This window comes from Limnothrix sp. CMB-01, from assembly GCF_055193175.1.
The window spans coordinates 1,525,206-1,550,439 of record NZ_CM143720.1; the positions used below are offsets into that span (position 1 = coordinate 1,525,206).

The window sequence follows — 25,234 nt, forward strand, 5'->3', positions numbered from 1 at the left end:
GGAGCTTGAGCCACCATTACCCAAGCCTGAGGGCAATCGCAACGGTGGCCATCAGCCGACCAATTCCGGCCAAAACGCCGAAATTTGCGTCAATTACAGGGCGGCGAAATAGTCCTTCGACTTCACAGGATCCGGATTCATCGTCTTTTCGCCCGGTTGCCAACCAGCGGGGCACACTTCATCGGGGTGAGTTTGCACGTATTGAATTGCTTGCAGCACGCGCAAGGTCTCATCCACGCTGCGGCCGAAGGCCAGGTTGTTGATGGTGGCGTGTTGAATCACACCTTCCTTGTCAATAATGAACAGGCCGCGCAGGGCAATGCCTTCTTCGGTCAGTACGTTGTAAGCGGTGCTGATTTCCTTCTTGATGTCCGAAACCAACGGGTAGCTCAGATCGCCCACACCGCCGGACTTGCGATCGGTTTGGATCCAAGCCAGGTGCGAGAAGGCGCTGTCCACCGAAACGCCCAATACTTCGGCGTTCAGTTGCGAGAACTCAGCGTAGCGATCGCTGAAGGCCGTGATTTCCGTGGGGCAGACAAAAGTGAAGTCCAGGGGATAGAAAAATAGGACTACATACTTGCCACGGTAGTTCGACAGCTTAATTTCTTTGAACTCTTGGTCAGAAACGGCCGTAGCGGTGAAGTCAGGGGCAACTTGGCCCACACGGAGGCAACCTTCGGTCATGGGAGTGAGTCTCCTGTTGCGCTGTTTTAGACGAATTACGAACTGTTACGAGAATATCATAGTCATTACGATTTTGACATGACGGATTGCCATGAGTTTATTTCCGCCGATCGACCCCTATCGCCAAGGGACACTGCCCGTTTCCGATCGCCACACCCTCTACTTTGAAGAAAGTGGCAATCCCACTGGCAAGCCGATCATGATTCTGCATGGCGGGCCCGGCGGTGGCAGCCAACCGAGCTATCGGCAATATTGCGACCCGACCCAGTGGCGAATCGTGCAATTTGACCAGCGCGGTTGTGGCCGCAGCCAGCCCCATGCGGACTTGACCGACAACACCACTTGGGATTTGGTGGCGGATATTGAGCGTTTGCGGGAGCATTTGGCGATCGAGCAATGGGTGGTGTTTGGGGGCAGTTGGGGCAGCACCCTCGCCCTGGCCTATGCAGAAACCCATCCCGATCGCTGTTTGGGGTTGATTTTGCGGGGAATTTTCATGCTGCGGCCCCAGGAACTGCGCTGGTTTTATCAAGAGGGAGCCGGCTATTTGTTTCCCGAAGCCTGGGCCCAATACCTAGAGCCAATTCCCCCAGCCGAGCGACATGACTTGATGGGGGCTTACTATCGTCGCCTCACGGATAAGAATCCAGCGGTGCGACGACAAGCGGCCAAAGCCTGGGCCGTGTGGGAAGCCAGCACCAGCAAGCTCATTCCCGATGCGGATTTGCAGGCGGCCTTTGCCGATCCCTTTTTTGCGGAGGCCTTCGCCCGAATTGAGTGCCACTACTTTGTCCATGGGGGCTGGTTTGACCCGGCCGATCAACTGCTGCAACGGGTCGATCGGATCCGCCATTTGCCCGCCGTCATTGTCCACGGCCGCTATGACGTGGTTTGCCCGGTGGTTTCCGCCTGGGAATTACACCAAGCCTGGCCGGAAGCCGAGTTGCAGATCATCCCCGACGCAGGCCACTCCATGGCGGAACCGGGAATTCTGAAGGCGTTGGTGGCGGCAACCCAACGTTTTGCCCAACTGAAAGTCTGATCTCAGCTTTAAAATGGGACAATCTGCATCAACCTGGAAACGGTTGTTCTCAGTTAACAATTACGTGCGATCGCGCCATTAACTCTTATGCCCGTCAAAAAAGGTTCCTTTGTTCGTGCCATTCGCGAAAAGCTAGAAAACAGCGTCGAAGCAACCGCCAGTGATCAGCGCTTTTCTTCCTACCTATTTGAAAGCAAAGGAGAGGTGCTAGATCTGCGCGGTGACTATGCCTTGGTGAAGTGGTGCAAAGTGCCAACCCCCAATATTTGGCTCCGCTTGGATCAACTCGAAGAATTTTCAGGTTAATGCTCTAATTGCCTTAAGTCAATCTTGGCTTATTTCATTTCAAAAACTTTCTAAAGTGTCCGATCAGAAACCTTTTGGCTACCGATCGGGCATTTTTCTCTGATCTTAATTTCAAGATAAATCTAACTTTTTCACGGATTTTTATTTTTCAGTGAATTAGATATTTTTGATTTAAATCTTCAATTTTTTATCAAGATCTATCTAGTATTTTAGAGATTGATTTTTTCATACAGAGCATCTATCAATCATGAATTGAATTTCAAATTTATTGCAGTCAGTCAATACAGATGGCAAGAATTTAGCAATTCCTAACTAAGTTTTTATCAAATCCAGATTCATTTAAAGATCATCAAAATCCGAATTTTTAATTCCTCAATTCAGCTCTTTAGCCAGCTGCCGAAATGATCTCAGAAAATTTGAATTATTTATCTTTTCAATTAACAAAATCCAATCAAATAATCCAGCATTCACCCTGGAATCAGTTGCGCTAATACAGGATCCGGGCTGACTGAAACGGCGAGGACAAGCTAGAGGTCAATAGCCCTGGGGTCATCCTGCAAATAGATCGGGAATTCGGCGCTGTAAGGCCGCATTCAACTCCGGCAGGCGATCGCGCAGGGATTGATACCACTCATATCGTTGGCGATAGTGCTGGCACATCAGCCGGTTTTGAGACACCCACTGATAGGCGTTTTGGGTCAGGGTTTCGCGTAATTGGGGGTAGTCAACCAGGGCAGCTAGTTTTTGCTCAAAGTCCGCTGGGCTGTAGTAGAGCAGGCCCGTTTGACCATCGATCAGGGTTTGTTGATAGACCACGGGGCTGGCCAGGGCGGCGGTGCTGTGGGCGGCACACTCAATGAACTTCAAGTCTGATTTCATGCCGTTGAAGCGGGTGCGTTCCAGGGGCAACAGGGCCACATCGCTTTGGTGCAACAGTTCCGCATATTCCTCATAGGGACAGAAGGGGCGGAAGGTTTTGTGGGGCGTTTGCAGGGCTTCAAAAAAGCGGCGATCGTGAATCACATGCACCAGAATTCGATCGCCCCGTTGATTGAGTACGCGGTTAATGCCGTCAATCAGCGGTTTCCAATCGTTTTCCCGGTTTAGGGCCCCAAAAAAGAGGGTGACCGGTCGTTGTGGATCGATGGCGGCGGGTGGCGGCAATTCCGCCAACTGATTGGGAAACACGGCCACGTAGGGGTTCACTTGGCGCAGGAAGGCGGCCAGGGGTTCCGTGGAGGTTTGGATGGCGTGGACGCTGCGATAGGCGAAAAAGTCGGTTTTTTCGGTGCGGGCCCAGCGGTAGGGGTCGTCGTCCACTTCCAAGATGATCAGATAACCTCGGGCCAGAAGTTTGCGCTGCTGCACCAAGTCCTGTTCTCGGTTCAAAATTGCCCGTTGCCAAATAAAAATTGGCTCTTCGTGGGCTTGCACGGCTCCGGCGGTGGCGGTGCGATCCTGGGCGATCGCCCGCATTCCGGGAATTCGATTTAAAAACTCATTCGGTTCGGTCACTCGCACTCGTTTGCAAACCTTGGCTTCCATCACCAGGGTTTGGGCAAAGAAGTGTCGCTGGGGCCGATCGCCCGGCCGCATGGCTCGCACCAGGTATTGCACCGAAGCACTTTGCTGATTAAACCGCTGCCGATCGACCCCCAACCGATCCAGCAGCGGCCCGATCGCCTCTTGGAATTTGTCGCGCATTTCGTCGGGGCGACTGCGACCCCGAATTTCTTCAATTTCTAACCCCGCCTGCTGAAAAAGCTGGGTAATGGAATCCTTGGTGAAGAAGCGCAAATGGCCCCGATCGAAAATGCCGTAATCCGCATATTCCCAACGACCCGACAGCAAATCCACAATGGCTCCCCAATATTGAATATTGGGAATGCAGGCAATCACTTGGCCACCGGGAGCCAGCCAGCGTGCATGGTGGGTCAGGGTTTGCCAAGGATTAATGAAATGCTCCAGCACATCCCCATAAACCAGGCAATCCATGCTTTCCGGGGGAATCTCTGCCCCCAGTTGGGGATCTTCCGCATTGCCCACATAGACGCGATCGAGCCGGCCCGCCGCGATTTGGGCCGCCGCTGGATCTTGCTCTAAGCCGATGTATTGGGCAAAGGGGTTAATTCGTTTGTAGGCCTGTCCCAAGGCCCCTGTGAAACAGCCCACTTCCACAATCGATCGGGCATCTCCGGGCAGCAGTTTCAACAAATCGGCATTGTGAATGTCGCTGTAGGCCAGGGATGCGGCGGGTTCAGAAGTCATCGGAACAGGAGGATGGCGAGCGATTGGGTGAACAGATCACCGCCCTAGGCTATCGCGCCCGATCGCCCGACACAAGCCACAGCCGCCACTTTCCATCAACGGAACCTCCCCCGGTGGCCCTGCGTCCACAACCTTAATCCGCCCTTGTGATTGAAGTGATCAAATTCATGATCTAGATCTATCCCCGCGTTCCAATGCATTCTGGCCAAGGCTTTTGTTCCCTATGTCCTGTCCCCAAGGCATTGAGCACCCGTTTTCCCAACGCAACAACCTATCCGGCTTGATTCCAGGCGCGATGGTATTCTTTGGAAGATTCATGCTCCACCCCATTCAGCCACGATTGAATGAGCGGCTTAACTGACAGGGCAACCCAAACACAAAACTGATGCGCACCCCAAAGTGCCACACCAACCCTGTGATGGTTACCCGATCGCTGCTTAATGGTTAGTTGATGACTGACTGAATCCATTGGCCAATCACCAGTTAGTCGTTAACGTTTCGTTTACACTTTTTGTTCGTTTTGCCTGCAATCGCTGCAAATCAATTCACCATGGCAGGTCTCTTCCAAATTGGTCCGAATGTTATCCAAGCGCATGAGATGCTCTCGCTGCTCAGTCGCTATCACCTGATGCCGCAATTCCTACGCGGATTGGTGATCGATCGGGCGATCGCCGATGTGGAGTTCACCGAAGAAGAACGGCAACAGGCCGTGATCAACTTTCGGAAGCAACATCGGATTATTGAGGACGCAGACATTACCCGTTGGATGCAGGAAAACAACCTCTCCATTGAAGGGCTTGAAGAGCTGGCCATTCGGCCCATGCGGCTGGAAAAGTTCAAAGAGTCCCAATTTGGGCGCAAAGTAGAAAACTATTTTGTCAGTCAAAAGAGCCGCCTAGATAAGGTGGTCTACTCCCTGATTCGCGTGCAGGATGAAGGGCTGGCCCAGGAAATTTATTACCGCATTGAAGAGGGCGAGTCTTCCTTCGCAGAAATGGCTCGCACCTATTCCCAAGGTCCAGAAGCTCAAACCAATGGTCTTTTGGGGCCCGTGCCTCTGAACCAGCCTCACCCCTTCATTGCCCGCATGTTGGAAGTGAGCCAGCCGGGTCAATTGTGGCCCCCGCGTGCCCTGGTGGAATGGTTTATTATTGTGCGGCTGGAACAGTTTTTGCCGTCGCAGCTTGATGAAGCCATGCGCCGACAAATGATCGATGAAATGTTTGAAAACTGGATGCGCGAACAAATTCAAGCCCTTGGTTCGCCCCAGTTACTTTGGGCCGCTTCCGATTCGGGAAGTTGAGGGCGATCGGGATGAGCCAGGGCGATCGCCCGCTACGGTTAGTTTGATCAAGGGCAATTTGACCCATCCAATTTGACCCATCTTGATTCAGCTCCTGACTCCGCAAATGATCCATAAAAACGATCCATAATTTGCGAAACCGTTAGCCAGCCGTGAACCCATGCGCTGATTTGGCTCTCAATCCCGATCGCCGCCCGCCTCGATCGCCCCGCCTGACTGCTTTGACCCGTTTTTGCCCGTGCCTGGAGTTATGACTCAAGCTGCTAGCCATCAGCCCATTCAAGTGTTTCTGGCGGAGATCGATCCGTTCAGCCGCCTCAGCTCCGCCAGTTTGGAACGCTTACTCCAGGGGGCCCAGCTACTGCGCTACCGGGTGGGGCAACCACTGCTCGATCGCCAAACCCTACCGGCCCAAGTCTTGGTTTTGTTCCAAGGGCAAGTGCGGGTTTTGGGATTTGACGAGCGATCGCAACGGCCCGTCAGCCTCAAACTAGCCACTCCCGGCGAAATTCTCGGTTGGGCTGGGCTGTTGCGAGGCGTGGCCTGCGAAACGGCGATCGCCTCCACCGAAACCACCTGCATCAGCATTCCCGCCGCCGACTTTCTGACCGTGATGGCCGAAGAGGCCACCTTCCGTCAGGCCTGGGAGTCGCGCTGCAACCTCTGTGAACTCTTCAGTTTGCTCAGCCAGGAGCTTCAGCGCCAAGCCGATCGACGTGGCAACCTAAAAGACATCACCCTGCGGATGCTCGATGAAGTGCAGGTGATGGGCATTCCCGAAGGACTTGTCGATGAGGCCACCCTTGAACGGCTGATTGATCCGCAACTCGTCTGGCTCCTGAGTGGTGGCCAAGCGGAAACCGTCAGCGGCAAACTGATCGCGGGCGATCGACTGCAATGGGCCGGCAGCGGCTCCGTTACCATCACCGGCGGCCATGCGGCCCGCGTCGTTGGGTTCACCCAAGACTGGCTCCGGCAGCGCACCCCCCAAACCGAAGCCGCGATCGCCCCACCTCCCCCCCCGGTTGATATCGTCACCGGCAACGCCGCCCCCGTCACCGAACCGGCTCCCGTTGCGGCAGCTCCGGTTCCCGTTCCCGAAATTCCCTTCGCCCCCGAAAAACCGCCCGAACTCCCCCGAGAAGCCCTGCTAACCCAGCCCGCCACCTATCCCCATGTGCGGGGACGGGGGCCCGTCAACGGCACTCTGGCCTGCTTCCAGATGCTGAATGAATTCGTGCCCGGGTTGCAATTCCGCAAAGACCGGATTCGGCGGCTCCTGGAAGATCAACTGCGGGCCACCGGGCAAATCTCCATGCAGGTTTGCGGGGCGATCGCCCAAACCATCGGCTTTCGGCCCCAACTGATCCAAATTTCCGGTGTCCTCATCAATCGGCTGAAAGCACCCGCCCTCACCCCCTGGAAAGATAGCTTCGCCGTCATCTACGACATTTCCGAAACCCGCATCATCCTCGCCACCCCCGAAGAAGGCGTGATGCGCAAGACCCCCCAGCAGTTCCTAGAAAGCTGGGGCGAAAGCGGCATGGTGTTGCTTCTCGAAGCCCCCGTAGAAGAACTGCCGGAAAAATTCGGTCTCAGTTGGTTCGTTCCCTGGATCCTGCCTTACAAACGCGCCCTGATCGAAGTGGTCGTCGCGTCCTTCTTCGTTCAAACCTTTGGGTTGGTGCAGCCGATCATCACCCAGGTGATCATCGACAAAGTGTTGGGCCAAGGCAGCATCGAAACCATGGATGCCCTCGGCTTCTTCATGTTGGGTGTGGCCGTCTTTGAAGGGATCCTCAACATCCTGCGGACTTACCTGTTTGTCGATGCCATGAACCGAATCGACATGAACGTCGGTTCCGCCATCATCAGTCACCTGATGCGTCTACCCCTGGGCTACTTTGACGTGCGCCGGGTGGGTGAGCTGGCGGGTCGGGTCAATGAGCGCGACAGCATTCGGAACTTCCTGACCGGCACAGCCCTCACCGTTTTCCTGAACGCCATCTTCTCGGTGATCTACATCGTGGTGATGGTGGTCTACAGTTGGCTGCTCACCTTGGTAGCCCTGGCGGTCGTCCCCATCTTGGGCGGGATTATCGTCTTTGCCGCCCCGATCATCCGCCAACTCATTCGTCGCCAAGCGGAACGCCGCGCCGACGTGGACTCCTACATGGTGGAAGTGATTTCCGGGGCCCAAACCGTTAAGGCCCAGAACATCGAAACCAAGGTGCTGTGGCAGTGGCAAGAGCGCTACGCCCGCATGATCCAGGCAAACTTCAAAACGATCATGACCGGCACCACGATCGGGGGGGCCACCTCCTTCCTGAACAGCCTGTCTACCCTAGCCCTGCTTTGGGCGGGGGCCTATTTGGTGATTGGCAACCAAATCACCCTGGGGCAATTGATCGCCTTCAAAATCCTGGCCGGAAACGTCACGGGTTCCCTCCTCAGCCTGGTGGGTGCTTGGCAACAGGTGCAGGAGATTTCAATTTCTGTGGAACGTCTGGCGGATATTGTTGACAGCCAACCGGAGTCCAGCGATGCCGATCGCGACAATATTCCCATGCCGGAATTGGTCGGCTCCGTCAAGTTCTCCGACCTCTCCTTCCGCTTTGCAGAAACGGGGCCCTTGCAGCTAGCCAACGTCAATCTCGACTTTGCCCCGGGCACTTTTGTAGGAATTGTAGGGGAATCCGGTTCCGGGAAATCCACCCTCATGAAACTCCTCCAGCGGCTATACGCTCCCACCGCTGGCTACATCCAAATTGATGGCTACGACATCAGCAAGGTAGAACTCTACTCCCTGCGCCGACAAATCGGGATGGTGCTCCAAGACACCCTTCTGTTTACGGGCACGGTGCAAGAAAACATCATGCTGGCCAACCCGGATGCCACCACCGAGGAAGTGATTCACGCCGCCAAGGTGGCCGCCGCCCACGACTTCATCATGCAGTTGCCCAACGGCTACAACACCGTGGTTGGGGAACGGGGAACCGGACTTTCTGGGGGACAACGACAGCGGATTGCGATCGCCCGTACCGTTTTGCAACAGCCCAAACTCCTGATTTTGGACGAAGCCACCAGCGCCCTGGACTACAACTCAGAACGTCAGGTTTGTAATAACCTGGCCGTTGAGTTCCGAAACCGCACGGTGTTCTTCATCACCCACCGATTGAACACGGTTCTGAACGCAGACTCCATCATCCTGATGGATAAGGGGGCCGTGGTTGAACAGGGAACCCACGAGGAATTGATGGCTATGAAGGGTCGCTACTATTGCCTGTTCCAACAACAGGAGGGGTCGTTTAGCTAGCGATTCCCCCCGTCCTCACCCCGTTTGTTTGTAACCCGTCAATCCTTTCAGTCCTTTCAGTCTGCTATTTGGTGAAACTCAATGCTAAAGGCCTTTATCGAACGGGAAGAGCAACCGGTCTTGCTACAACGGCCGGCATTGCTCGCCAGTGGATTTATTTGGTTGATTGTGACCTTTGTGGTCGGCGGTATCACTTGGGCCGCAGTGGCCCAGATTGACCAGTCCGTCCCGGCGGCCGGTAAGTTGCAGCCCAAGGACTCCACAAAACCGATCAAAGCACCGGCCGGCGGGGTGGTGCGGGAAATTGTGGTCAAAGACGGCGAACGGGTCGAAAAGGGCCAATTGCTCGCCACCTTTGACCCCACGGGGCAGGCGGCGGATGTGCAATCCCTGAAGGCCAACCAGGACTCTCTCGAACGCCAAAAGCAACTGATTCGAGCGGAGGCCGCTGGCTTGGGCTTAACCCGCGAGGGCCAGGCTAGTATTATTGACCTTCAACGCAACCGAGCTGTGCGAGTGGCGGAAAATATCTATCTGCGGGCGCTGCTGCGGGGCGATCGCGCGGCTCCGGCCGGCCAAGCCGGTCGTTTGGCAGAAAACCGCGCGGCCCAAGCTTCTCGACTGTCGCAACTGCAATCGCGCGTGGCGGAACTGAACTCGCAAATCAACGAATTGCGCAGTGATGTGGCCAACACTCGCGCCCAACGGCGGGCCATCCAAATTCGATTGGGACAGGCCCAAGAACGCCTGAATATCAATGAGGGAATCATCGCTGATTTGCAGCCCCTCGTTGAAGAAGGGGCCGTTGCCCGACTGCAATTCAAAAACCAACAGCAGGCTGTGCTGTCGAATGCTGATGCGGTGGCAACCCTGGAGGGGCAAATCGCCAGTTTGAATGAGCAAGAAGCTCGCCTGATGGCTTCCATGCAAACCAAGCAGGCGGAAATTGGGACGCAGTTGGCGGAAATTCGCACCACCCAAACCAGTTGGGCGGCGGATTTGGAAAACCGCATTGCGGACAACGATCGGGCGATCGCCGATATTGACACCCAGTTGGCGAAGTCCCGTCTGGATAACCGCCGCCAGGATGCCAACGTGGTCGGCCAGCTTGCCCAGGTGCAAAGCCAATTGGTGAAAGCAGAGCAAGCGGTACGCTATCAAGAACTACGCGCCCCCATTGCTGGCACGGTTTTTGATATTAAGGCTAGCGGTCCGGGCTATGTGGCCAGCCCCACGGAACCCATGTTGAGCATTGTGCCCGATGGCGAGTTGGTGGCATCGGTTTATGTAACCAACAAGGATATCGGGTTCGTGGAAGTGGGAATGCCAGTGGAGGTGAGTGTGGACACGTTCCCCTCGCTGGAATTTGGCAGCATCAAGGGGAAATTAGTCTCGATCGGGTCAGATGCCCTAGCACCCACCCAAGAGCGCCCCACCTATACGTTTCCCATTCGGATTGAGCTGGAACGGCAGACCCTGAAAACTAATCGGGGCTTGGAGTTAAAGATTCAAGCTGGGATGTCGGTTTCGGCACGGATCAAGACCCGCAAGCGATCGGTTTTGGATATCTTCCTGGGGCAATTCAAGTCGCGTGCTGACAGCTTCGAGACGGTGCGCTAAGCTTCATCCTCTTTCAAACAATCAGAACTGCAATGGCAAGCGGGGCGAAGGCAGGGCAACCTGTGCGCCCCGCTTTTGCATGGGTCTTTTCTTGAATCCGTGGAGACTTACATCATTCAAGCGATCCAGCGATCCTGAATCGATCGCCCTAGGTCTCCAGAGATTGCAGCGCCCTACCAAGCGAGCCATTGGAACAAGCCATTAGAATCTGAATCGATTGAATTGAATTGAATCGATCGCCCCATTCTGCAATAGCAAAATCCCCCAATCTCAAAGAGACCGGGGGATTTTTGCTAGTTACCTAGGAGGCAATTAGATTTAGCCGAACTTGCTCGAAGTCGAGGCGATCAAGAAGGCTGCGTAGGTCACGAAGTAGCCAACGGTGAAGTGGGCCAAACCAACCAAACGAGCTTGCACGATCGACAGGGCCACCGGCTTGTCCTTCCAGCGAACCAGGTTCGCCAGCGGAGTGCGCTCATGCGCCCAAACCAGGGTTTCGATCAATTCTTGCCAGTAACCGCGCCAGCTAATCAGGAACATGAAGCCCGTTGCCCAGATCAGGTGACCGAACAGGAACATCCAAGCCCAAACAGCGAGGTTATTCATGCCATAGGGGTTGTAGCCGTTGATCAACTGCGACGAATTCAGCCACAGGTAATCGCGGAACCAGCCCATCAGGTAAGTCGAGGACTCATTGAATTGAGCCACATTGCCTTGCCACACGCACAGGTGCTTCCAGTGCCAGTAGAACGTGATCCAGCCGATCGTGTTCAGCATCCAGAACATGGCCAGGTAGAACGCATCCCAAGCCGAGATGTCGCAAGTACCGCCACGGCCGGGACCGTCGCAAGGGAAGCTGTAACCAAAGTCCTTCTTGTCGGGCATCAGCTTGGAGCCACGGGCATCCAAAGCACCCTTCACCAGAATCAAGGTGGTGGTGTGCAGACCCAGAGCGATCGCATGGTGAACCAGGAAGTCGCCAGGACCGATCGTCAGGAACAGCGAGTTAGCGTTGCTGTTGATTGCTTCCAACCAACCAGGCAGCCACACATCGCCATGGTTCGGCCAAGCCGTCGCCGCCAAGCTATCGGGGTTCGACAGCAGCGTATCGAAGCCGTAGAGCAGTTTGCCGTGAGCCGCTTGAATCCATTGAGCGAAAACGGGTTCGATCAGGATTTGCTTCTCAGGCGTACCGAACGCCACAACCACATCGTTGTGAACGTACAGACCCAAGGTGTGGAAACCGAGGAACAGCGAGACCCAGCTCAGGTGCGAGATGATCGCTTCTTTGTGCTGAAGCACGCGATCGAGCACGTTGTTCTTGTTCTGGGCGGGATCGTAATCACGCACCAGGAAGATTGCGCCGTGGGCAAACGCACCCACCATCAGGAAGCCAGCAATGTACTCGTGGTGAGTAAACAGGGCAGCCTGAGTCGTGAAGTCCTTCGCAATGAAGGCATACGACGGCATCGAATACATGTGCTGAGCCACCAACGAGGTCACAACACCCAGCGAAGCTAGGGCCAGAGCCAGTTGGAAGTGCAGCGAGTTGTTCAGCGTATCAAACAGACCCTTGTGAGCGTCGCCCAGCTTGCCCGAAGGTGGCTTGTGCGCTTCCAAGATTTCCTTGATGCTGTGACCAATACCAAAGTTGGTACGGTACATGTGACCGGCGACGATGAAGATCACCGCGATCGCCAGGTGGTGGTGAGCAATATCCGTCAGCCACAGGGCTTCCGTTTGGGGGTGGAAACCGCCCAGGAAGGTCAAGATTGCGGAGCCAGCCCCTTGAGCCGTGCCAAACACATGGCCAGCCGTATCGGGGTTCTCGGCATACACGCCCCAGTTACCGGTGAAGAAAGGAGCCAAACCAGCCGGGTGAGGAGCCACCGACAGGAAGTTATCCCAACCCACATGCACACCGCGCGATTCAGGAATCGCCACGTGCACCAAGTGACCCGTCCAAGCCAGCGACGACACGCCGAACAGACCCGCCAAGTGGTGGTTCAGACGCGATTCTGCGTTCTTGAACCAGGAGAGGCTGGGGCGGAACTTGGGTTGCAAGTGCAGCCAACCGGCAAACAGCATCAAAGCCGCCAACACCAGCAGGAACACAGCGCCTTGGTACAGGTCGCCCACAGTGCGCATCCCGATCGTGTACCACCAGTGGTACACACCCGAGAAGGCGATGTTCACAGGGCCCGACGCACCCGCTTGGGTAAACGCATCAACGGCGGCTTGGCCGAAGTGCGGGTCCCAAATCGCGTGGGCGATCGGACGGACGTTCAGGGGATCTTTCACCCACTGCTCAAAGTTGCCTTGCCAGGCCACATGGAACAGGTTGCCCGAAGTCCACAGGAAGATGATTGCCAGGTGACCGAAGTGCGACGCGAAAATCTTTTGATAAAGATTTTCTTCCGTCATGCCATCGTGGCTTTCAAAGTCGTGGGCTGTGGCAATCCCGTACCAGATCCGCCGCGTCGTGGGATCAGCGGCGAGATCCTGGCTAAATTTTGGGAATTTGGTTGCCATAAGTCCTGTTTTTGTCTTAATCCTCGTTGCCGAAGTCGCGTCTCGACCTCAGATGCAATCCGGGGCTAAAGGGATTAGCCGCTGACCGAAATAATTCGAGCCAGGAAGAACGACCAAGTGGTCACAATGCCGCCAAGCAGGTAGTGAGCAACACCCACCGCACGACCCTGAGTGATGCTCAGAGCACGGGGTTGGATCGCCGGAGCCACCTTCAGCTTGTTGTGCGCCCACACGATCGACTCAATCAGTTCTTGCCAGTAGCCGCGACCGCTGAACAGGAACATCAGGCTGAACGCCCACACAAAGTGAGCACCCAGGAACAGCAGACCATAGGCCGACAGAGCCGAACCATAGGAGGTGATCACCTGCGAAGCTTGCGCCCACAGGAAGTCACGCAGCCAACCATTGATGGTAATGGCGCTTTGAGCGAAGTTGCCCGCCGTGATATGAGCCACCGACCCATCAGGGTTCACCGTGCCCCACACATCCGATTGCATCTTCCAGGAGAAGTGGAAGATCACGATCGACAGCGAGTTATACATCCAGAACAGACCGAGGAACACGTGATCCCAACCGGACACTTGGCAAGTACCGCCACGACCCGGACCATCGCAAGGGAACCGGAAGCCCAAGTTCGCCTTATCGGGGATCAAGCGAGACGAACGCGCATACAGCACGCCCTTCAGGAGAATCAGCGCCGTCACGTGAATCGTGAACGCATGGATATGGTGAACCATGAAGTCCGCCGTACCCAGGGTGATCGGCATCATTGCCACCTTGCCACCCACCGCCACGATGCCGCCGCCAAAAGCGTGGCTGACGATTTCCAAGGCATTAGGAGCCGTGTTACCAGGCGCAAGGGCGTGCAGGTTTTGCACCCATTGCGCAAACACCGGCTGCAACTGAATACCGGTATCCGAGAACATGTCTTGGGGACGACCCAAAGCACGCATCGTGTCGTTATGGATGTACAGACCGAAGCTGTGGAAGCCCAGGAAAATGCACACCCAGTTCAGGTGCGAGATGATCGCATCGCGGTGACGAATCACGCGATCGAGCAAGTTATCAACGTTCTTCGCCGGATCGTAGTCACGAACCATGAAGATCGCCGCGTGAGCGCCAGCACCCACGATGCAGAACGCGCCAATCCACATGTGGTGGGTGAACAGCGAGATCTGCGTCGGGTAATCCGTCGCAATGTAGGGGTAAGGGGGCATCGCGTACATGTGGTGCGCGATCACAATCGTCAGCGAACCCAACACAGCCAAGTTAACGGCCAGTTGCGCATGCCACGAGGTATTGAAGATTTCGTAGAGACCCTTGTGGCCTTGGCCGGTGTAAGGGCCCTTGTGGGCTTCCAGGATTTCCTTCATGGAATGACCAATGCCCCAGTTCGTGCGGTACATGTGACCAGCCACGATGAAGAGCACAGCCAAAGCCAAGTGGTGGTGAGCCGTATCCGACAGCCACAGACCACCAGTGACGGGGTTCAAACCGCCCTTGAAGGTGAGGAAATCGGCGTAAGCGCCCCAGTTCAGCGTGAAGAAGGGGGTCAGACCCTGAGCAAAGCTCGGGTAGATCTCCGCCATCAGATCCTTGTTTTGGATGAATTCATGGGGCAGCGGAATATCCTTCAGCGCCACACCCGAATCCAGCAGGTGGTTGATGGGCAGAGAAACGTGGATTTGGTGACCAGCCCAGCTCAAGCAGCCCAAGCCCAGCAAGCCTGCCAGGTGGTGGTTCATTGCCGATTCGACATTTTGGAACCATTCCAGCTTGGGTGCTGCTTTGTGGTAGTGGAACCAGCCAGCAAACAGCATCAGGGCAGCCATCACCAGCCCACCGATCGCGGTCACATAGAGTTGATCGCCATTGGTGAAACCGGCGGCCCGCCACATTTGGAAGAGACCGGAGGTGATTTGAATACCGTGGAATCCACCGCCCACGTCGCCATTGAGGATTTCTTGGCCCACAATCGGCCAAACCACTTGGGCGCTGGGTTTGATATGAGTCGGGTCGCTCAACCAGGCTTCGTAGTTCGAGAAGCGTGCACCATGGAAGTACATGCCGCTCAACCAAACGAAAACCACGGCCAAGTGGCCGAAGTGAGCGCTAAAAATTTTGCGCGAAACGTCTTCTAAGTCGCTGGTATGGCTATCAAAATCGTGAGCGTCAGCGTGGAGGTTCCAGATCCAAGTCGTCGTCTTGGGACCCCGAGCCAAAGTTCGATCAAAGTGACCCGGCTTGCCCCACTTCTCGAAAGAAGTCGGAACCGGATTCTTATCAACCGAGACCTTGACTTTTGCCTCTCGCTCTGGAGGGCTAATCGTCATCGAGATTCTCCTCTCTCAAGACAGGAAACGAGGACTATCCACCCGGCTGGCCTTCGCAGCGCCCCAAACAGGGGGGTACAGCGGGTCAGCGATGGTGTTGATCACGGCTTGGATAGCAGGGATCAAGACACGCATCACAGCCAGATTGCCTGGAATTCCCGTCGCATCTAGCTCGCAGTGAACGACCGGGGTGGCTTCTCTCTTGAAGATTATAGACGTGGGTTTTCAAGGGACTTGAGGGGGTTAACAATATTTCAAAATCCGTAAAGCCTCATCCCATGAGGCATTGGAGCTTTTTTATTCAGTAGTAAGATCCAGAAAGTTAGGTTTATAAACTTTACAAACAGTTTGATTAAGAATTGCAAAGCATCTGAGGTCGAGTTGGGTAGTTCTTTGTGGTAAAGGCTGGAAACCGCGGCCCGGCTATGGTTCTCGGATACACTGGACTCGATTTCAAATCGCCTTCAGATCGCAAATTTCGCAGATTTCGCAAGTTTTCCAAATTCTGCATTGCCTAGGTTTGCTTAGGATCGCCTAGGTCATATCAGTTCCTATACCCATTACTGAAGATTGCAAAGAGGTAACGAGATGAGGTGGCTCGGGGCGCTGGGTCGAGGGCTAGGGCGGCGAATGGCCTGGGGATGCGTGGTGTTGGTCTGGGGATGCCTCCTGTTGCCGATCGGGGGATGCGCCAAGGAGCCACCACCGCTGGCGACGGCCACGCCGCCTAAACCCAATCAAGGCAAGGTGGTGGGGGCCATTGATGAGGTAGCACCACCATCGATCGTGCAGCGATTGAATCGGGAGTTGGATCGCTATCAACCCCAGGTGCAGATCATTGCGCCAAGGCCCGATGAAACCCTGACGCAAACACAGGTGGCAGTGCAGTTGCGGGTGCAGGATTTGCCGCTATTTAAGGATGAAGCGCTGGCCGCCGGGCCACATTTAAAGCTGATGTTGGACGATCGCCCGGTGGCGGAGATTTTTGATGTCACGGATCCGATTACGATTAGCGACTTAACGCCGGGAACTCACACAATCCGGGCCTTTGCGGAACGTCCCTGGCATGAAAGCTTTAAGAATGATGGGGCCTATGCTCAGGTTTCTTTCCATGTGTTTGCAAAAACCCAAACCCAGGTTCCCGACTCGGGCCGGCCACTGCTGACCTATAACCAACCGATCGGGACGGTGGGTACGGAGCCGGTGTTGCTGGACTTTTACTTGACCAATGCACCGCTGCATCTGCTGGCTCGGGAGCGGGATGATGATGAGATTGTGGATTGGAAGGTGCGGGTGACGGTCAATGGCGACAGCTTTTTGCTGGATGATTGGCAGTCTATTTATTTGAAGGGATTCCGTCGGGGCAAAAACTGGGTGAAGTTGGAGCTGATCGACGATCGGGGAGAGCTGCTGGAGAATGCGTTTAATGAGTCGGTGGCGCTGGTGGAGTTTGACCCCAACCAGACGAGCGCGATCGACCGACTGCTGAAGGGTGCGTTGCCGGAGTCGGAAGCTCGGGCGCTGATTGACCCAACCTATGAGCCACCGGCCCCGGAACCGAAACCAGTGACCGCGCCTGAGCCGATCGCGCCGATCGCACCGTTGCCGCAAGACCTGCCGGCCGTGACCGAAGAATCAAAGACCGAAGCGCCAAAGACCGAAGCACCGGAGGTGATCGCCCCAAAATCAGAACCGGCGGCCCCGTCGATGGAAGCGGTCGAGCCAGAGGACGCAGGCGACGAGAAGGCAACAAATAACGACACGATCGACCCGGGTGAGACCCTAGCTCCACAGCCCAGTGCTGTGACTCCGGCGGAGGCCACCGCTCTGGCTCCAGAACCGGAAACGGCCGAGGAGTCAGCGATCATTAACCCGCCTGCGGCTCCGGAACCGGAGCCAATGCCGGAACCCAGTGCCGAGCCAGCTAGCCCAGAGCCAGCTAGCCCAGAGCCACCGGATGCAGCCCTGCCTCAAGCAGAGGCCCAGAGAATCGACCGTTCCCTGAGCGAAGACCGCGAAGAGTCTGCTTCGCCAGCATTGGTGAGCGAACCGGAGCCGGAAGCTGCTCCACCGGATGTGATTGCACCAGCGGAGGCAACACAGCCGGAAGCGTCAGCAACGGAAGTTCCCACCACGGAGCCGATCGAACCGGCAGCCCAACCGGAACCGGCAGCGGTGGCTACACCCAAGTCAGCGCCTTCAACAGAAGAAAAACCGCCGATTGTGCTTGAGTCGATCGAGCCGGTGACCCCGGAGCCGATCGTTGAGCCAACGCCATCGGAAACCCCATCGGCCACGGCAACGCCCGATCGCCCCCTCAAGGGCTTGCGCAAACAATTTCTGAAGTGGCTGAAACAGACTCAACAGCAGTTGCCGGATGATTTGAACCTGCCCTTCGACATCAAGCAAGTGCCGATTCCGTCGGGTGATTAGGCAACAATCCCAATCCAGACAGCCCCCAGCTAGGCAGGTCAAATCTAGACAAGGGGCAAAACCAAGTCAGACAAGGGGTTTCAACCCCTTGCCTCATCAAGCACTTTCTAGCGCTGAACCTTCGTTGAACCTTGCGGGTTAATCGTCTGGATCGGTGGGCGGTTGGTGGTTGGCGAAGGCACGCCGATCGACCCGGAATAATTGATAGGAACCCGCGGCGGCGATCGGTTGACCCACTTGGTCTAAACCGGTTTCCGCCAATTTTTTGCGATCGCCCAACAACAACACCGTGGTCGGTTTGGGGTTGGGGTTAATTTTGAGCGCTTCCCGCTCTCCTTCAATTAACGGAGTCGCCCGTTGGGAGAAGTTAACGATTTGCTGGGTGTAGAACACCACACTCGGTTTGGCAAACCCCACCATCATCAACTCTTCCTCCGGTTGCCGCACCCGAATTACGTCCGTCGACAGGATCCGCAGGGGCAATTGACGTTGGGAATCGAGGGCAAAGGTCACCGGCACGATCGTGCCCACGAAAAACAGCACGCCACCCACCCACGTGATCAGCCACAGCCAGCGATAGCGCCGCCGGTAAATCATCACCGCACCGAAGACAGCAGCGATCGCCCAATCGATCGCCCCCCGCGTAATGGCTCCGGATTCGATCAGCACCTCCCGAATTCGGGGCATGGTTGGATCCTTGATCAACGGGAGCCAGAGGTTTTGGGCACTGAGGGCGATCGCTAAAATGCCCATCACGACGACGGCAGCAATCGCCGTGCGGTGGAATCCCGGCGACACCATATCTTCCGTGGCGATCGGCGGTTCGCTCAAACCCGGTCGAGGCATCGATCGACGGGGAGCCAGGTCTCCACTCAGCAAGTCCCGCCACAGCAGCGCCACCAGCAGCCCGCCCGCTGGCATCAAGGGCACTACGTAGCTGGGCAACTTGGTCACAGCGATCGTGAAAAAGCCAAACACCCCCAAAAACCAAGCACCCGCAAACAGAGGCAACCGCTCCGCGCGCGATCGCCGCAGCCACCACTTGCGCCGCCAAAGTTCCAGCCGCCCCAGGGCGATCGGTAGATACACCGACCAAGGCGCAAAGCCCCAAGCCACCACAATGAAGTAGAAGAACCAGGGAGCCGAATGCTGGTTGACCACGCGGGTGAAGCGATCGATGTTGTGGTAGCCAAAGAAGGATTCAACGTAGGCATCCCCATTGGCCAAAATCACCAGCACAAACCAGGGCACGGATAGCAGCGCCACCAGCAGCAAACCCCAGAGCGGCTTCGCTTCCTTCCAGAGCAGCTTGAATTCTCCGAGATATAGCCCAAAAGCCAGAATAATCAGCCCCGGCAGCACCACCCCGATCGGCCCTTTGGTGAGCACGCCGAGGGCCATGGACAGATAGCAGCCCCCATAGGCCAGGGTTTTGACCTGGGGGCGATCGCTGGCATAGCCCCAAAAGAAGGCCAGCAGGGCGGTGCTGATGCAGCCGGTGAGCAACATATCGGACACGCCAACCCGGCCCCAGATGATCATGTGGGGTGAAAAGGCGATCGTTCCGGCCCCGATCGCCCCCACCAGCCAAGGTCGCCAAGGGGCCTGTTGACGCGCCTCGCCAGTGACGGAAAAGCGCCAAAGGGTGGCAAAGGCCAGCCCGATCGTCGCAAGAGCCGCCAACCCCGAGGGCAACCGCACGGCCCACTCATTCACGCCCAAAATTTTGTAGGCGATCGCCGTCAGCCAATAGATCAACGGGGGCTTGTCGAAGCGGGTCGCTCCGTTGAAATAGGGCGTAATCCAATCGCCGGTGACGGTCATTTGGCGAGCCGCTTCCGAAAACATCGGCTCCGTTTCGTCCACCAACCCCACGCTGCCCGAGTGCCAAAACAAGGCGATCGCCCAAACCAGCAGCACCCAAGCCAGGCCCAGCCAGCCCCGCCCCCGATCGTCCAAAGCCGCCAGCCGCCCCATCCAAGAGCGCAACGGCTCCGGCAGCGATCGAGTTAAGCGCAAGTCCAGCATAGGTTTCCGAAAAAGTGGGCCAAGCAAGTCGAGCTTTACTTTAGCGCCGTGGGGAGCCGTTGCGTGTGGATCGCCAACTTTGCCAAGCATCGGCCACGCCCTGGAGCTTGGCGCGCGATCGGGCGGGATGCTGTGGCCACTGGGCGATCGCGCTGATCAAAATCCGCGCCAACCGGTAGACCAGCGCCCAACGACTGCCGTGAATCGCCAGGGCCAACAGATAGCCCCCGATCGACCAGCGCAGTTTCCGCTCTGGCTCGCGACCCGTCACCGTCGAGGTGGCATGAATCACCCGCAAACTCGGGGCGATCGCCACCGAATAGCCTTGGCGGGCGTAGCGGCGGCAAAACTCGAAATCTTCGTAATACAAAAAGAAGCGGCGATCGAACTGGGGCAAGACTCGAAACGCCGCCAAATGAATCAACAAGCTGCATCCGCTCACCCAATCCGTGGGCTGAATTTTGGGATCGGTGGGGGCTTCTTGGGTGATCGGCTCGATGAGGCCCGATCGCCGATCGAACCGGCCGCCCCGAAACTCTGGCCGGCCGTCGGGCTGGTCGATCGCCGTGCCCAAAATCGCCCAATCAGTCTGGCTCAGGAGCGATCGGGCCGCCGCGATCGTCCCCGCCGATAGCCACGCATCGGGATTAATCAGCCAGATGATCGCCCCTGGATCGCGATCGGCCACCCAGGCGATCGCCCGATTGCAGGCCCGCCCAAATCCCAGATTTTCGCCGGTTTCCAGGATTGTGCAATGGGCAAATTCAGCGCTGAAGGCATCAAGCGATCGATCCTCCGGTGAATTATTGACAATCAGGATTTGGTAATTCTGGTCGGGGCTATCTTGGGCAAGCGATCGTAATAAATGGGTGATCGATTCCCCACACCAATAATTCACAATCACGAAATAAAAAATCGGCATTTCGCCCCATTTTGTAGGGGCGCACCGCCGTGCGCCCTCAATCAGCCATACACCCTGAATCCCATCACATTCTTGTAGGTTGGGTTGAGCCTTGCGAAACCCAACGCGATCCACGCGAGGATTGTGGGTGTTGGGTTTCGTTCCTCAACCCAACCTACTGTTGTTGTTAGGTCAGCTCGATGTGGGAGTCGTCGCCGATCATAAAACGCAGGGCTTTCGGGCGTTTTGGCCCCACGTGGAGTTTCACCCGTTGACCGATCACGCTGTCGATAATTCGCTCCGTAACCCCCACAATTTCCGCCCCTTCCAAGACCACGCTGTGATCCAAATCCACATCCACCAAATGGGCGCGATCGCTGATGCTGCTGTAGGGGCCAATGTAGCAATTCTCGATCGTGCAATTCTCGCCAATCACCGCCGGGCCGCGCACCGTTGAATTGACGACCTTTGAGCCTTTACCAATTTCCACCCGCCCGATAATTTTGCTCGATTCATCGACTTCGCCATAGTTCCAAGGCTGTAAATCGGTGTCCAGAATAATCCGGTTCGTTTCCAGCAAATCATCCTTTTTACCGGTGTCTAGCCACCAGCCTTCGAGGGTGCAAGCCTCAACGGTTTTGCCCGTGTCAATCAGCTTTTGGATTGCATCGACAATTTCCAATTCGCCCCGGGCTGAGGGTTGGATTTGGGCGATCGCCTCATGAATCACGGGCTGAAAGAAATAAATCCCCACCATCGCCAAATTCGAGGGGGGACTTTTCGGTTTTTCCACCAACCGAATCACCCGGCCCGCCGCGTCCACTTCTGCTACTCCAAAAGCACGCGGATCGGGCACTTCCCGCAGGATAATCACCGAATCCACACCGGGCTTTTTGAATTGGTCGATAAACTGCCCCAAATCCGCTTGGATGACGTTATCGCCCAAATACATAATGAACGGCGAGTCACCAAGGAATTCCTGCCCCACGGAAACCGCATGGGCTAGCCCCGATGGATGCTCTTGCAAAATATAGGTAATGTTTGCGCCAAACCGACTTCCATCGCCGGTTTTTTCGCGCACTTCGTCGCCGGTTTCCGGGCTGATAATAATCCCAATATCGGTAATGCCTGCCGCCACAATTCGCTCGATGCCATACCAAAGAATTGGCTTATTGGCCACTGGCACGAGCTGTTTTGCACCCGTATAGGTCAGGGGTCGCAGGCGGGTTCCTTTGCCACCCGAAAGAATCAAGGCTTTCATGTTGTTAACTCGCTGCGATCGCGGTTGAGTAATCGTTGAATCGTTGGGGGCAAGGGGCTTAAGCCCCTTGTCTGGAGTCGTTGGGGTGAGCGCTAGTAGGTTGGGTAGAGCTTTGCGAAACCCAACGTGATTTTGGCAAGGTCTGCTGATGTTGGGTTTCGTGCCTCAACCCAACCTACGGGGCTGGGATTCGGGTAGCCATTTAGCGGTTCAGCAGTTCTGGCAGCATTTTGCGGAGGCTGGCCCGCCAATGGGGAGCCGGACTGCCGAGCAACGCCGCCAATTTGCCGCCCCACAGCACCGAATAGGATGGGCGCTGGGCTGGGGTTGGGTAATCCTCCGTGGCGATCGGGACGATCCGTTCCACCGCAAGTTCCAGCCCCAGGGCGCGGGCCTCTTCGATGATGGCTACGGCAAAGTCATACCAGCTAACGGCCCCGCTGTTGGTGTAGTGGTAGACCCCGGCGGTGTCGGCATCCAGGCGGCCGGCAAGCTGCCCGATCGCCCCGGCCAAGTCCCGCGTCCAGGTGGGCGAACCGATTTGATCCGCCACCACCCGCAGCTCCGGGCGATCGGTCGCCAGCCGAATCATCGTTTTCACAAAGTTGCCGGTTTTGCCCGCGCCATAGACCCAGGCGGTGCGGACGATCGCGCTCTGGTTCGGGGCTGTGGCTAAGATCGCCGTTTCTCCCGCCAACTTCGATCGCCCGTAGCTGCCCAGCGGATCGGTGGGGTCAGTTTCCCGGTAGGGTCGCCCCTGCTGCCCGTTGAACACGTAATCCGTGGATACATGGATCAGTCGCCCGCCCAAATCCTTGGCTGCTTGGGCCAAAATTCCGGGAGCCGTGCCGTTGACGGCCATCGCCAAGTCGGCTTCGGTTTCCGCCTTGTCCACAGCCGTGTAGGCGGCGGCATTCACGATCAAATCCGGCTGGAGCGCCATCACCGCGTCGTAGAGCGTGGCGGTGTCGGCCAGGTTGACCCGATCACGCCCGGCCGCCGTCAGCTCCCCGATCGCCCCCAACATCGGTTGCAGGGCCTCGCCCAACTGCCCCTGTGCGCCCGTCAATAAAATCCGCATGGTTCCGCGATCCTAGATTTGCCCGTACTCAAACAGATCCGCTTCCGCCAAGGGCTTGGCCGCCTGGTCTTTGCCCGACAGGATCGGTTCACCATCCAGGTTCCAGGCAATGTTGATTTGCGGATCGTTCCACAAAATCGAGCGATCGCCCGCGGGGCAATAGAAATCCGTCGCCTTATAGAGCAATTCCGCCGTATCGGTCAGGGTGAGGAACCCATGGGCGAATCCCGGCGGAATCCAGAGTTGGCGCTTGTTTTCGGCACTCAGCTCATAGCCCACCCATTGACCAAAAGTGGGCGACCCGCGCCGAATATCCACCGCCACATCAAACAGCGCCCCGGCTCCGGCCCGCACCAATTTGCCCTGGGGTTGTTGCACCTGGTAGTGCAGGCCGCGCAGGACATTTTTGACGGACTTGGAATGGTTGTCTTGCACAAAGGTCACATCCAAGCCGGTTTTTTCAGCGAAGGTGCGACTGTTGAAGCTCTCATAAAAAAAGCCGCGATCGTCTCCAAAGACCCTCGGCTCAATCAGCAAAACATCGGGAATCTCGGTCGGCGTGACGTTCATGGCGCTGGGGATCGCTCAAAACCGGCCTGAGACTACCACAGACCGGCAACAGACCGGCAACAGAACCGATCGCAAATTGCGAGCGATTAACTCTGGGCGGTTAATTCTGGGCAGCGAATTCTGAGCTGCTGATTTTGGGCGGTTAATTCTGGGCAGCAAATTCTGAGCCGCTGATTCTGAGCCGCTGATTTTAAGTCGTTGATTTTGGGGGATGAATGCTCAGGGATCGAAGCACCCAGCCTTTGGCAACTGGTTAGCTGGCCCTAACTCTCCAAGAGATAGCGCTTGCAGTAGGTATTGCGCCCTTGCTGTTTGGCCTCATAGAGGGCCGCATCGGCGGCGGCGATCAGATTTTGGGGAGTATTGCCCATTTTGGGAAACTGACAGGCTAAGCCCAAACTAATCGTGACCCAGGGGCTAGCTTCCGATCGCTCGTGGGGAATTTTTAAGTTCTCGATCGCCCGTCGCAGTCGATCGATCACCTCCACTGCCATCGTCAAGTCCGTGTCTGGCAACAGAATCGCGAACTCTTCCCCCCCATAGCGAGCCACCAAATCCGTCGCCCGGCGTGTGCCATCCTGCAAGGTGCGGGCCACTTGAATCAAACAATCGTCTCCCGCTTGATGACCGTAATGGTCGTTGAAGCGCTTGAAATAGTCCACATCACAGAGCACCAACGACATTGGGCGATGATCCTGGGCCAGGCGTTGCCATTCGCGATTAATCGTGGTGTCAAAGCAGCGACGGTTTGCCACCTGCGTCAGGCCGTCGCTGGTGGCCAGGCGCTCCAGTTCCAAATTCACCGTCAACAGCGTGGCTTCCACCCGCTGCCGCTCCGCCACCTCCCGCTCCAGTTCTTCATTTTTGGCGCGTAACTGCCGGGTCAAGTCCAAAAGCCGCAATTGCAGCTCAATGCGGGCCAAGACTTCTTCTTTTTGAAAGGGCTTGATGATGTAGTCCACTGCGCCCAGTTCCAACCCTTCGAGCTTGCTGGACAAGTCCGAAAGGCCCGTCATGAAGATCACGGGCACATCCCAGTCAGGATAAAGGGTTTGCAAAGCGCGATAGGTCTCAAACCCGTTCAGCTTTGGCATCACCACATCCATCAAAATCAGGTCAGGATGATCCTTAGGTGGCACATTTTGCAGATATTCAAGGGCCAGTTGACCGTTTTCAACACTTTGAATGCGAAATTTCTTGAAGCGCATCAGGTAGCGCCGCAACAGATCCACGTTGTCGGGAGTGTCGTCAACGATCAACAGTGAGTAGTGTTTGCGGCTGGACTCCATGTCTGGCGATGCGATCGGGTGGGAGAGAGGACTAGATGAGAGTGATGGGTAACTGGCCGCAACATTGGCATCGGTGCGGGCGGTGATCGAATTGCGCATTCTGACAGGTGATCCTCACTCAGCACGACTGGATTCTGCTGCACTGGAGTGATGCAACTAGGGGGGCGATTCACCCCGCTTCAGCACTCCAGAGCGCTGTTGGTTACCCCCTAACTCAAACTCCTGAATAGCACTATTTTTGGCAATCGATCGCGTTTCGAAAGC

The 25,234-nt window shown here is 56.3% G+C and carries 17 protein-coding genes; 7 read left to right on the plus strand and 10 right to left on the minus strand.

Features of this window, described 5'->3' with window-relative positions; all coding sequences use genetic code 11:
* Window positions 1–93 precede the first annotated feature (93 nt).
* A complete protein-coding gene (locus ACZA91_RS06410; protein WP_099533057.1) occupies window positions 94–687 on the minus strand; it encodes a peroxiredoxin in 594 nt (197 codons plus the stop codon).
* 91 nt (window positions 688–778) lie between these two features.
* Here ACZA91_RS06410 and pip point away from each other — a divergent pair, with 91 nt between their 5' ends.
* Together pip and ndhO are read left to right on the plus strand one after the other, a co-directional pair.
* Window positions 779–1,729, plus strand: a complete 951-nt coding sequence (gene pip / locus ACZA91_RS06415) for a prolyl aminopeptidase (protein WP_463185387.1) — start codon at window positions 779–781, stop codon at window positions 1,727–1,729.
* 87 nt (window positions 1,730–1,816) lie between these two features.
* Window positions 1,817–2,035, plus strand: coding sequence for an NAD(P)H-quinone oxidoreductase subunit O (gene ndhO, locus ACZA91_RS06420; RefSeq protein WP_099533059.1), 219 nt, complete (start codon window positions 1,817–1,819; stop codon window positions 2,033–2,035).
* 549 nt (window positions 2,036–2,584) lie between these two features.
* On the opposite strand, the gene ACZA91_RS06425 is transcribed toward ndhO, so the two are convergent.
* Entirely contained in the window at window positions 2,585–4,303 is a 1,719-nt protein-coding gene (locus ACZA91_RS06425; protein WP_099533060.1) for a methyltransferase domain-containing protein, read from the minus strand.
* Here ACZA91_RS06425 and ACZA91_RS06430 point away from each other — a divergent pair.
* The 4 genes from ACZA91_RS06430 (at window position 4,282) to ACZA91_RS06445 (ending at window position 10,542) form a co-directional block, all read left to right on the plus strand.
* A complete protein-coding gene (locus tag ACZA91_RS06430) occupies window positions 4,282–4,440 on the plus strand; it encodes a hypothetical protein (protein WP_234406860.1) in 159 nt (52 codons plus the stop codon). The genes ACZA91_RS06425 and ACZA91_RS06430 overlap by 22 nt on opposite strands.
* A gap of 413 nt (window positions 4,441–4,853) precedes the next feature.
* Window positions 4,854–5,606: a peptidylprolyl isomerase gene (locus ACZA91_RS06435; RefSeq protein ID WP_099533061.1), complete on the plus strand. Its 753-nt coding sequence runs from the start codon at window positions 4,854–4,856 to the stop codon at window positions 5,604–5,606.
* Window positions 5,607–5,856: 250 nt separating this feature from the next.
* Complete coding sequence (locus ACZA91_RS06440) at window positions 5,857–8,922, plus strand: ABC transporter transmembrane domain-containing protein (protein ID WP_463185393.1); 3,066 nt, start codon at window positions 5,857–5,859, stop codon at window positions 8,920–8,922.
* Window positions 8,923–9,003: 81 nt separating this feature from the next.
* Window positions 9,004–10,542 (plus strand): HlyD family efflux transporter periplasmic adaptor subunit, encoded by a 1,539-nt coding sequence (locus ACZA91_RS06445; protein WP_099532034.1) that lies wholly within the window; start codon window positions 9,004–9,006, stop codon window positions 10,540–10,542.
* Window positions 10,543–10,860: 318 nt separating this feature from the next.
* On the opposite strand, the gene psaB is transcribed toward ACZA91_RS06445, so the two are convergent.
* Both psaB and psaA read right to left on the minus strand, forming a co-directional pair.
* Window positions 10,861–13,074, minus strand: a complete 2,214-nt coding sequence (gene psaB, locus ACZA91_RS06450; protein WP_190529260.1) for a photosystem I core protein PsaB — start codon at window positions 13,072–13,074, stop codon at window positions 10,861–10,863.
* Window positions 13,075–13,148: 74 nt separating this feature from the next.
* Window positions 13,149–15,407 carry a photosystem I core protein PsaA gene (gene psaA / locus ACZA91_RS06455; protein WP_099532036.1) on the minus strand — a complete coding sequence of 753 codons (2,259 nt, stop codon included), beginning with the start codon at window positions 15,405–15,407 and terminating at the stop codon, window positions 13,149–13,151.
* A 630-nt stretch (window positions 15,408–16,037) separates the two neighbouring features.
* Here psaA and ACZA91_RS06460 point away from each other — a divergent pair.
* Entirely contained in the window at window positions 16,038–17,840 is a 1,803-nt protein-coding gene (locus tag ACZA91_RS06460; protein ID WP_190530859.1) for a hypothetical protein, read from the plus strand.
* A 138-nt stretch (window positions 17,841–17,978) separates the two neighbouring features.
* Here ACZA91_RS06460 and ACZA91_RS06465 read toward each other — a convergent pair whose 3' ends face one another.
* The 6 genes from ACZA91_RS06465 to ACZA91_RS06490 all read right to left on the minus strand — a co-directional run bounded on the left by ACZA91_RS06465 (window position 17,979) and on the right by ACZA91_RS06490 (window position 25,069).
* Window positions 17,979–19,868, minus strand: a complete 1,890-nt coding sequence (locus tag ACZA91_RS06465; RefSeq protein WP_463185396.1) for an ArnT family glycosyltransferase — start codon at window positions 19,866–19,868, stop codon at window positions 17,979–17,981.
* A gap of 40 nt (window positions 19,869–19,908) precedes the next feature.
* Window positions 19,909–20,790 (minus strand): glycosyltransferase family 2 protein, encoded by an 882-nt coding sequence (locus tag ACZA91_RS06470; RefSeq protein WP_463185398.1) that lies wholly within the window; start codon window positions 20,788–20,790, stop codon window positions 19,909–19,911.
* Between the two features lie 166 nt (window positions 20,791–20,956).
* Window positions 20,957–22,030: a glucose-1-phosphate thymidylyltransferase gene (locus ACZA91_RS06475; RefSeq protein ID WP_463185400.1), complete on the minus strand. Its 1,074-nt coding sequence runs from the start codon at window positions 22,028–22,030 to the stop codon at window positions 20,957–20,959.
* A gap of 202 nt (window positions 22,031–22,232) precedes the next feature.
* Window positions 22,233–23,111, minus strand: a complete 879-nt coding sequence (gene rfbD, locus ACZA91_RS06480; RefSeq protein ID WP_463185402.1) for a dTDP-4-dehydrorhamnose reductase — start codon at window positions 23,109–23,111, stop codon at window positions 22,233–22,235.
* Between the two features lie 12 nt (window positions 23,112–23,123).
* Window positions 23,124–23,681, minus strand: a complete 558-nt coding sequence (gene rfbC / locus ACZA91_RS06485) for a dTDP-4-dehydrorhamnose 3,5-epimerase (protein WP_190526243.1) — start codon at window positions 23,679–23,681, stop codon at window positions 23,124–23,126.
* A 263-nt stretch (window positions 23,682–23,944) separates the two neighbouring features.
* The gene (locus ACZA91_RS06490; RefSeq protein WP_099532042.1) at window positions 23,945–25,069 is read right to left on the minus strand and encodes a GGDEF domain-containing response regulator; all 1,125 of its coding nucleotides are present in this window, start codon (window positions 25,067–25,069) and stop codon (window positions 23,945–23,947) included.
* Window positions 25,070–25,234: the final 165 nt, after the last annotated feature.

What these genes read in the sequence shown, in the direction of transcription:
- ACZA91_RS06430 (WP_234406860.1), top strand. Translation starts at nt 4,282, where the DNA reads ATGCGGCGGGTTCAGAAGTCATCGGAACAGGAGGATGGCGAGCGATTG.
- rfbD (WP_463185402.1), bottom strand. Translation starts at nt 23,111, where the DNA reads ATGCGGATTTTATTGACGGGCGCACAGGGGCAGTTGGGCGAGGCCCTG.
- ACZA91_RS06435 (WP_099533061.1), top strand. Translation starts at nt 4,854, where the DNA reads ATGGCAGGTCTCTTCCAAATTGGTCCGAATGTTATCCAAGCGCATGAG.
- ACZA91_RS06465 (WP_463185396.1), bottom strand. Translation starts at nt 19,868, where the DNA reads ATGCTGGACTTGCGCTTAACTCGATCGCTGCCGGAGCCGTTGCGCTCT.
- ACZA91_RS06490 (WP_099532042.1), bottom strand. Translation starts at nt 25,069, where the DNA reads ATGCGCAATTCGATCACCGCCCGCACCGATGCCAATGTTGCGGCCAGT.
- ACZA91_RS06445 (WP_099532034.1), top strand. Translation starts at nt 9,004, where the DNA reads ATGCTAAAGGCCTTTATCGAACGGGAAGAGCAACCGGTCTTGCTACAA.
- ACZA91_RS06440 (WP_463185393.1), top strand. Translation starts at nt 5,857, where the DNA reads ATGACTCAAGCTGCTAGCCATCAGCCCATTCAAGTGTTTCTGGCGGAG.
- ACZA91_RS06470 (WP_463185398.1), bottom strand. Translation starts at nt 20,790, where the DNA reads ATGCCGATTTTTTATTTCGTGATTGTGAATTATTGGTGTGGGGAATCG.
- ACZA91_RS06410 (WP_099533057.1), bottom strand. Translation starts at nt 687, where the DNA reads ATGACCGAAGGTTGCCTCCGTGTGGGCCAAGTTGCCCCTGACTTCACC.
- rfbC (WP_190526243.1), bottom strand. Translation starts at nt 23,681, where the DNA reads ATGAACGTCACGCCGACCGAGATTCCCGATGTTTTGCTGATTGAGCCG.
- ACZA91_RS06475 (WP_463185400.1), bottom strand. Translation starts at nt 22,030, where the DNA reads ATGAAAGCCTTGATTCTTTCGGGTGGCAAAGGAACCCGCCTGCGACCC.
- pip (WP_463185387.1), top strand. Translation starts at nt 779, where the DNA reads ATGAGTTTATTTCCGCCGATCGACCCCTATCGCCAAGGGACACTGCCC.
- ACZA91_RS06425 (WP_099533060.1), bottom strand. Translation starts at nt 4,303, where the DNA reads ATGACTTCTGAACCCGCCGCATCCCTGGCCTACAGCGACATTCACAAT.
- psaB (WP_190529260.1), bottom strand. Translation starts at nt 13,074, where the DNA reads ATGGCAACCAAATTCCCAAAATTTAGCCAGGATCTCGCCGCTGATCCC.
- ndhO (WP_099533059.1), top strand. Translation starts at nt 1,817, where the DNA reads ATGCCCGTCAAAAAAGGTTCCTTTGTTCGTGCCATTCGCGAAAAGCTA.
- ACZA91_RS06460 (WP_190530859.1), top strand. Translation starts at nt 16,038, where the DNA reads ATGGCCTGGGGATGCGTGGTGTTGGTCTGGGGATGCCTCCTGTTGCCG.
- psaA (WP_099532036.1), bottom strand. Translation starts at nt 15,407, where the DNA reads ATGACGATTAGCCCTCCAGAGCGAGAGGCAAAAGTCAAGGTCTCGGTT.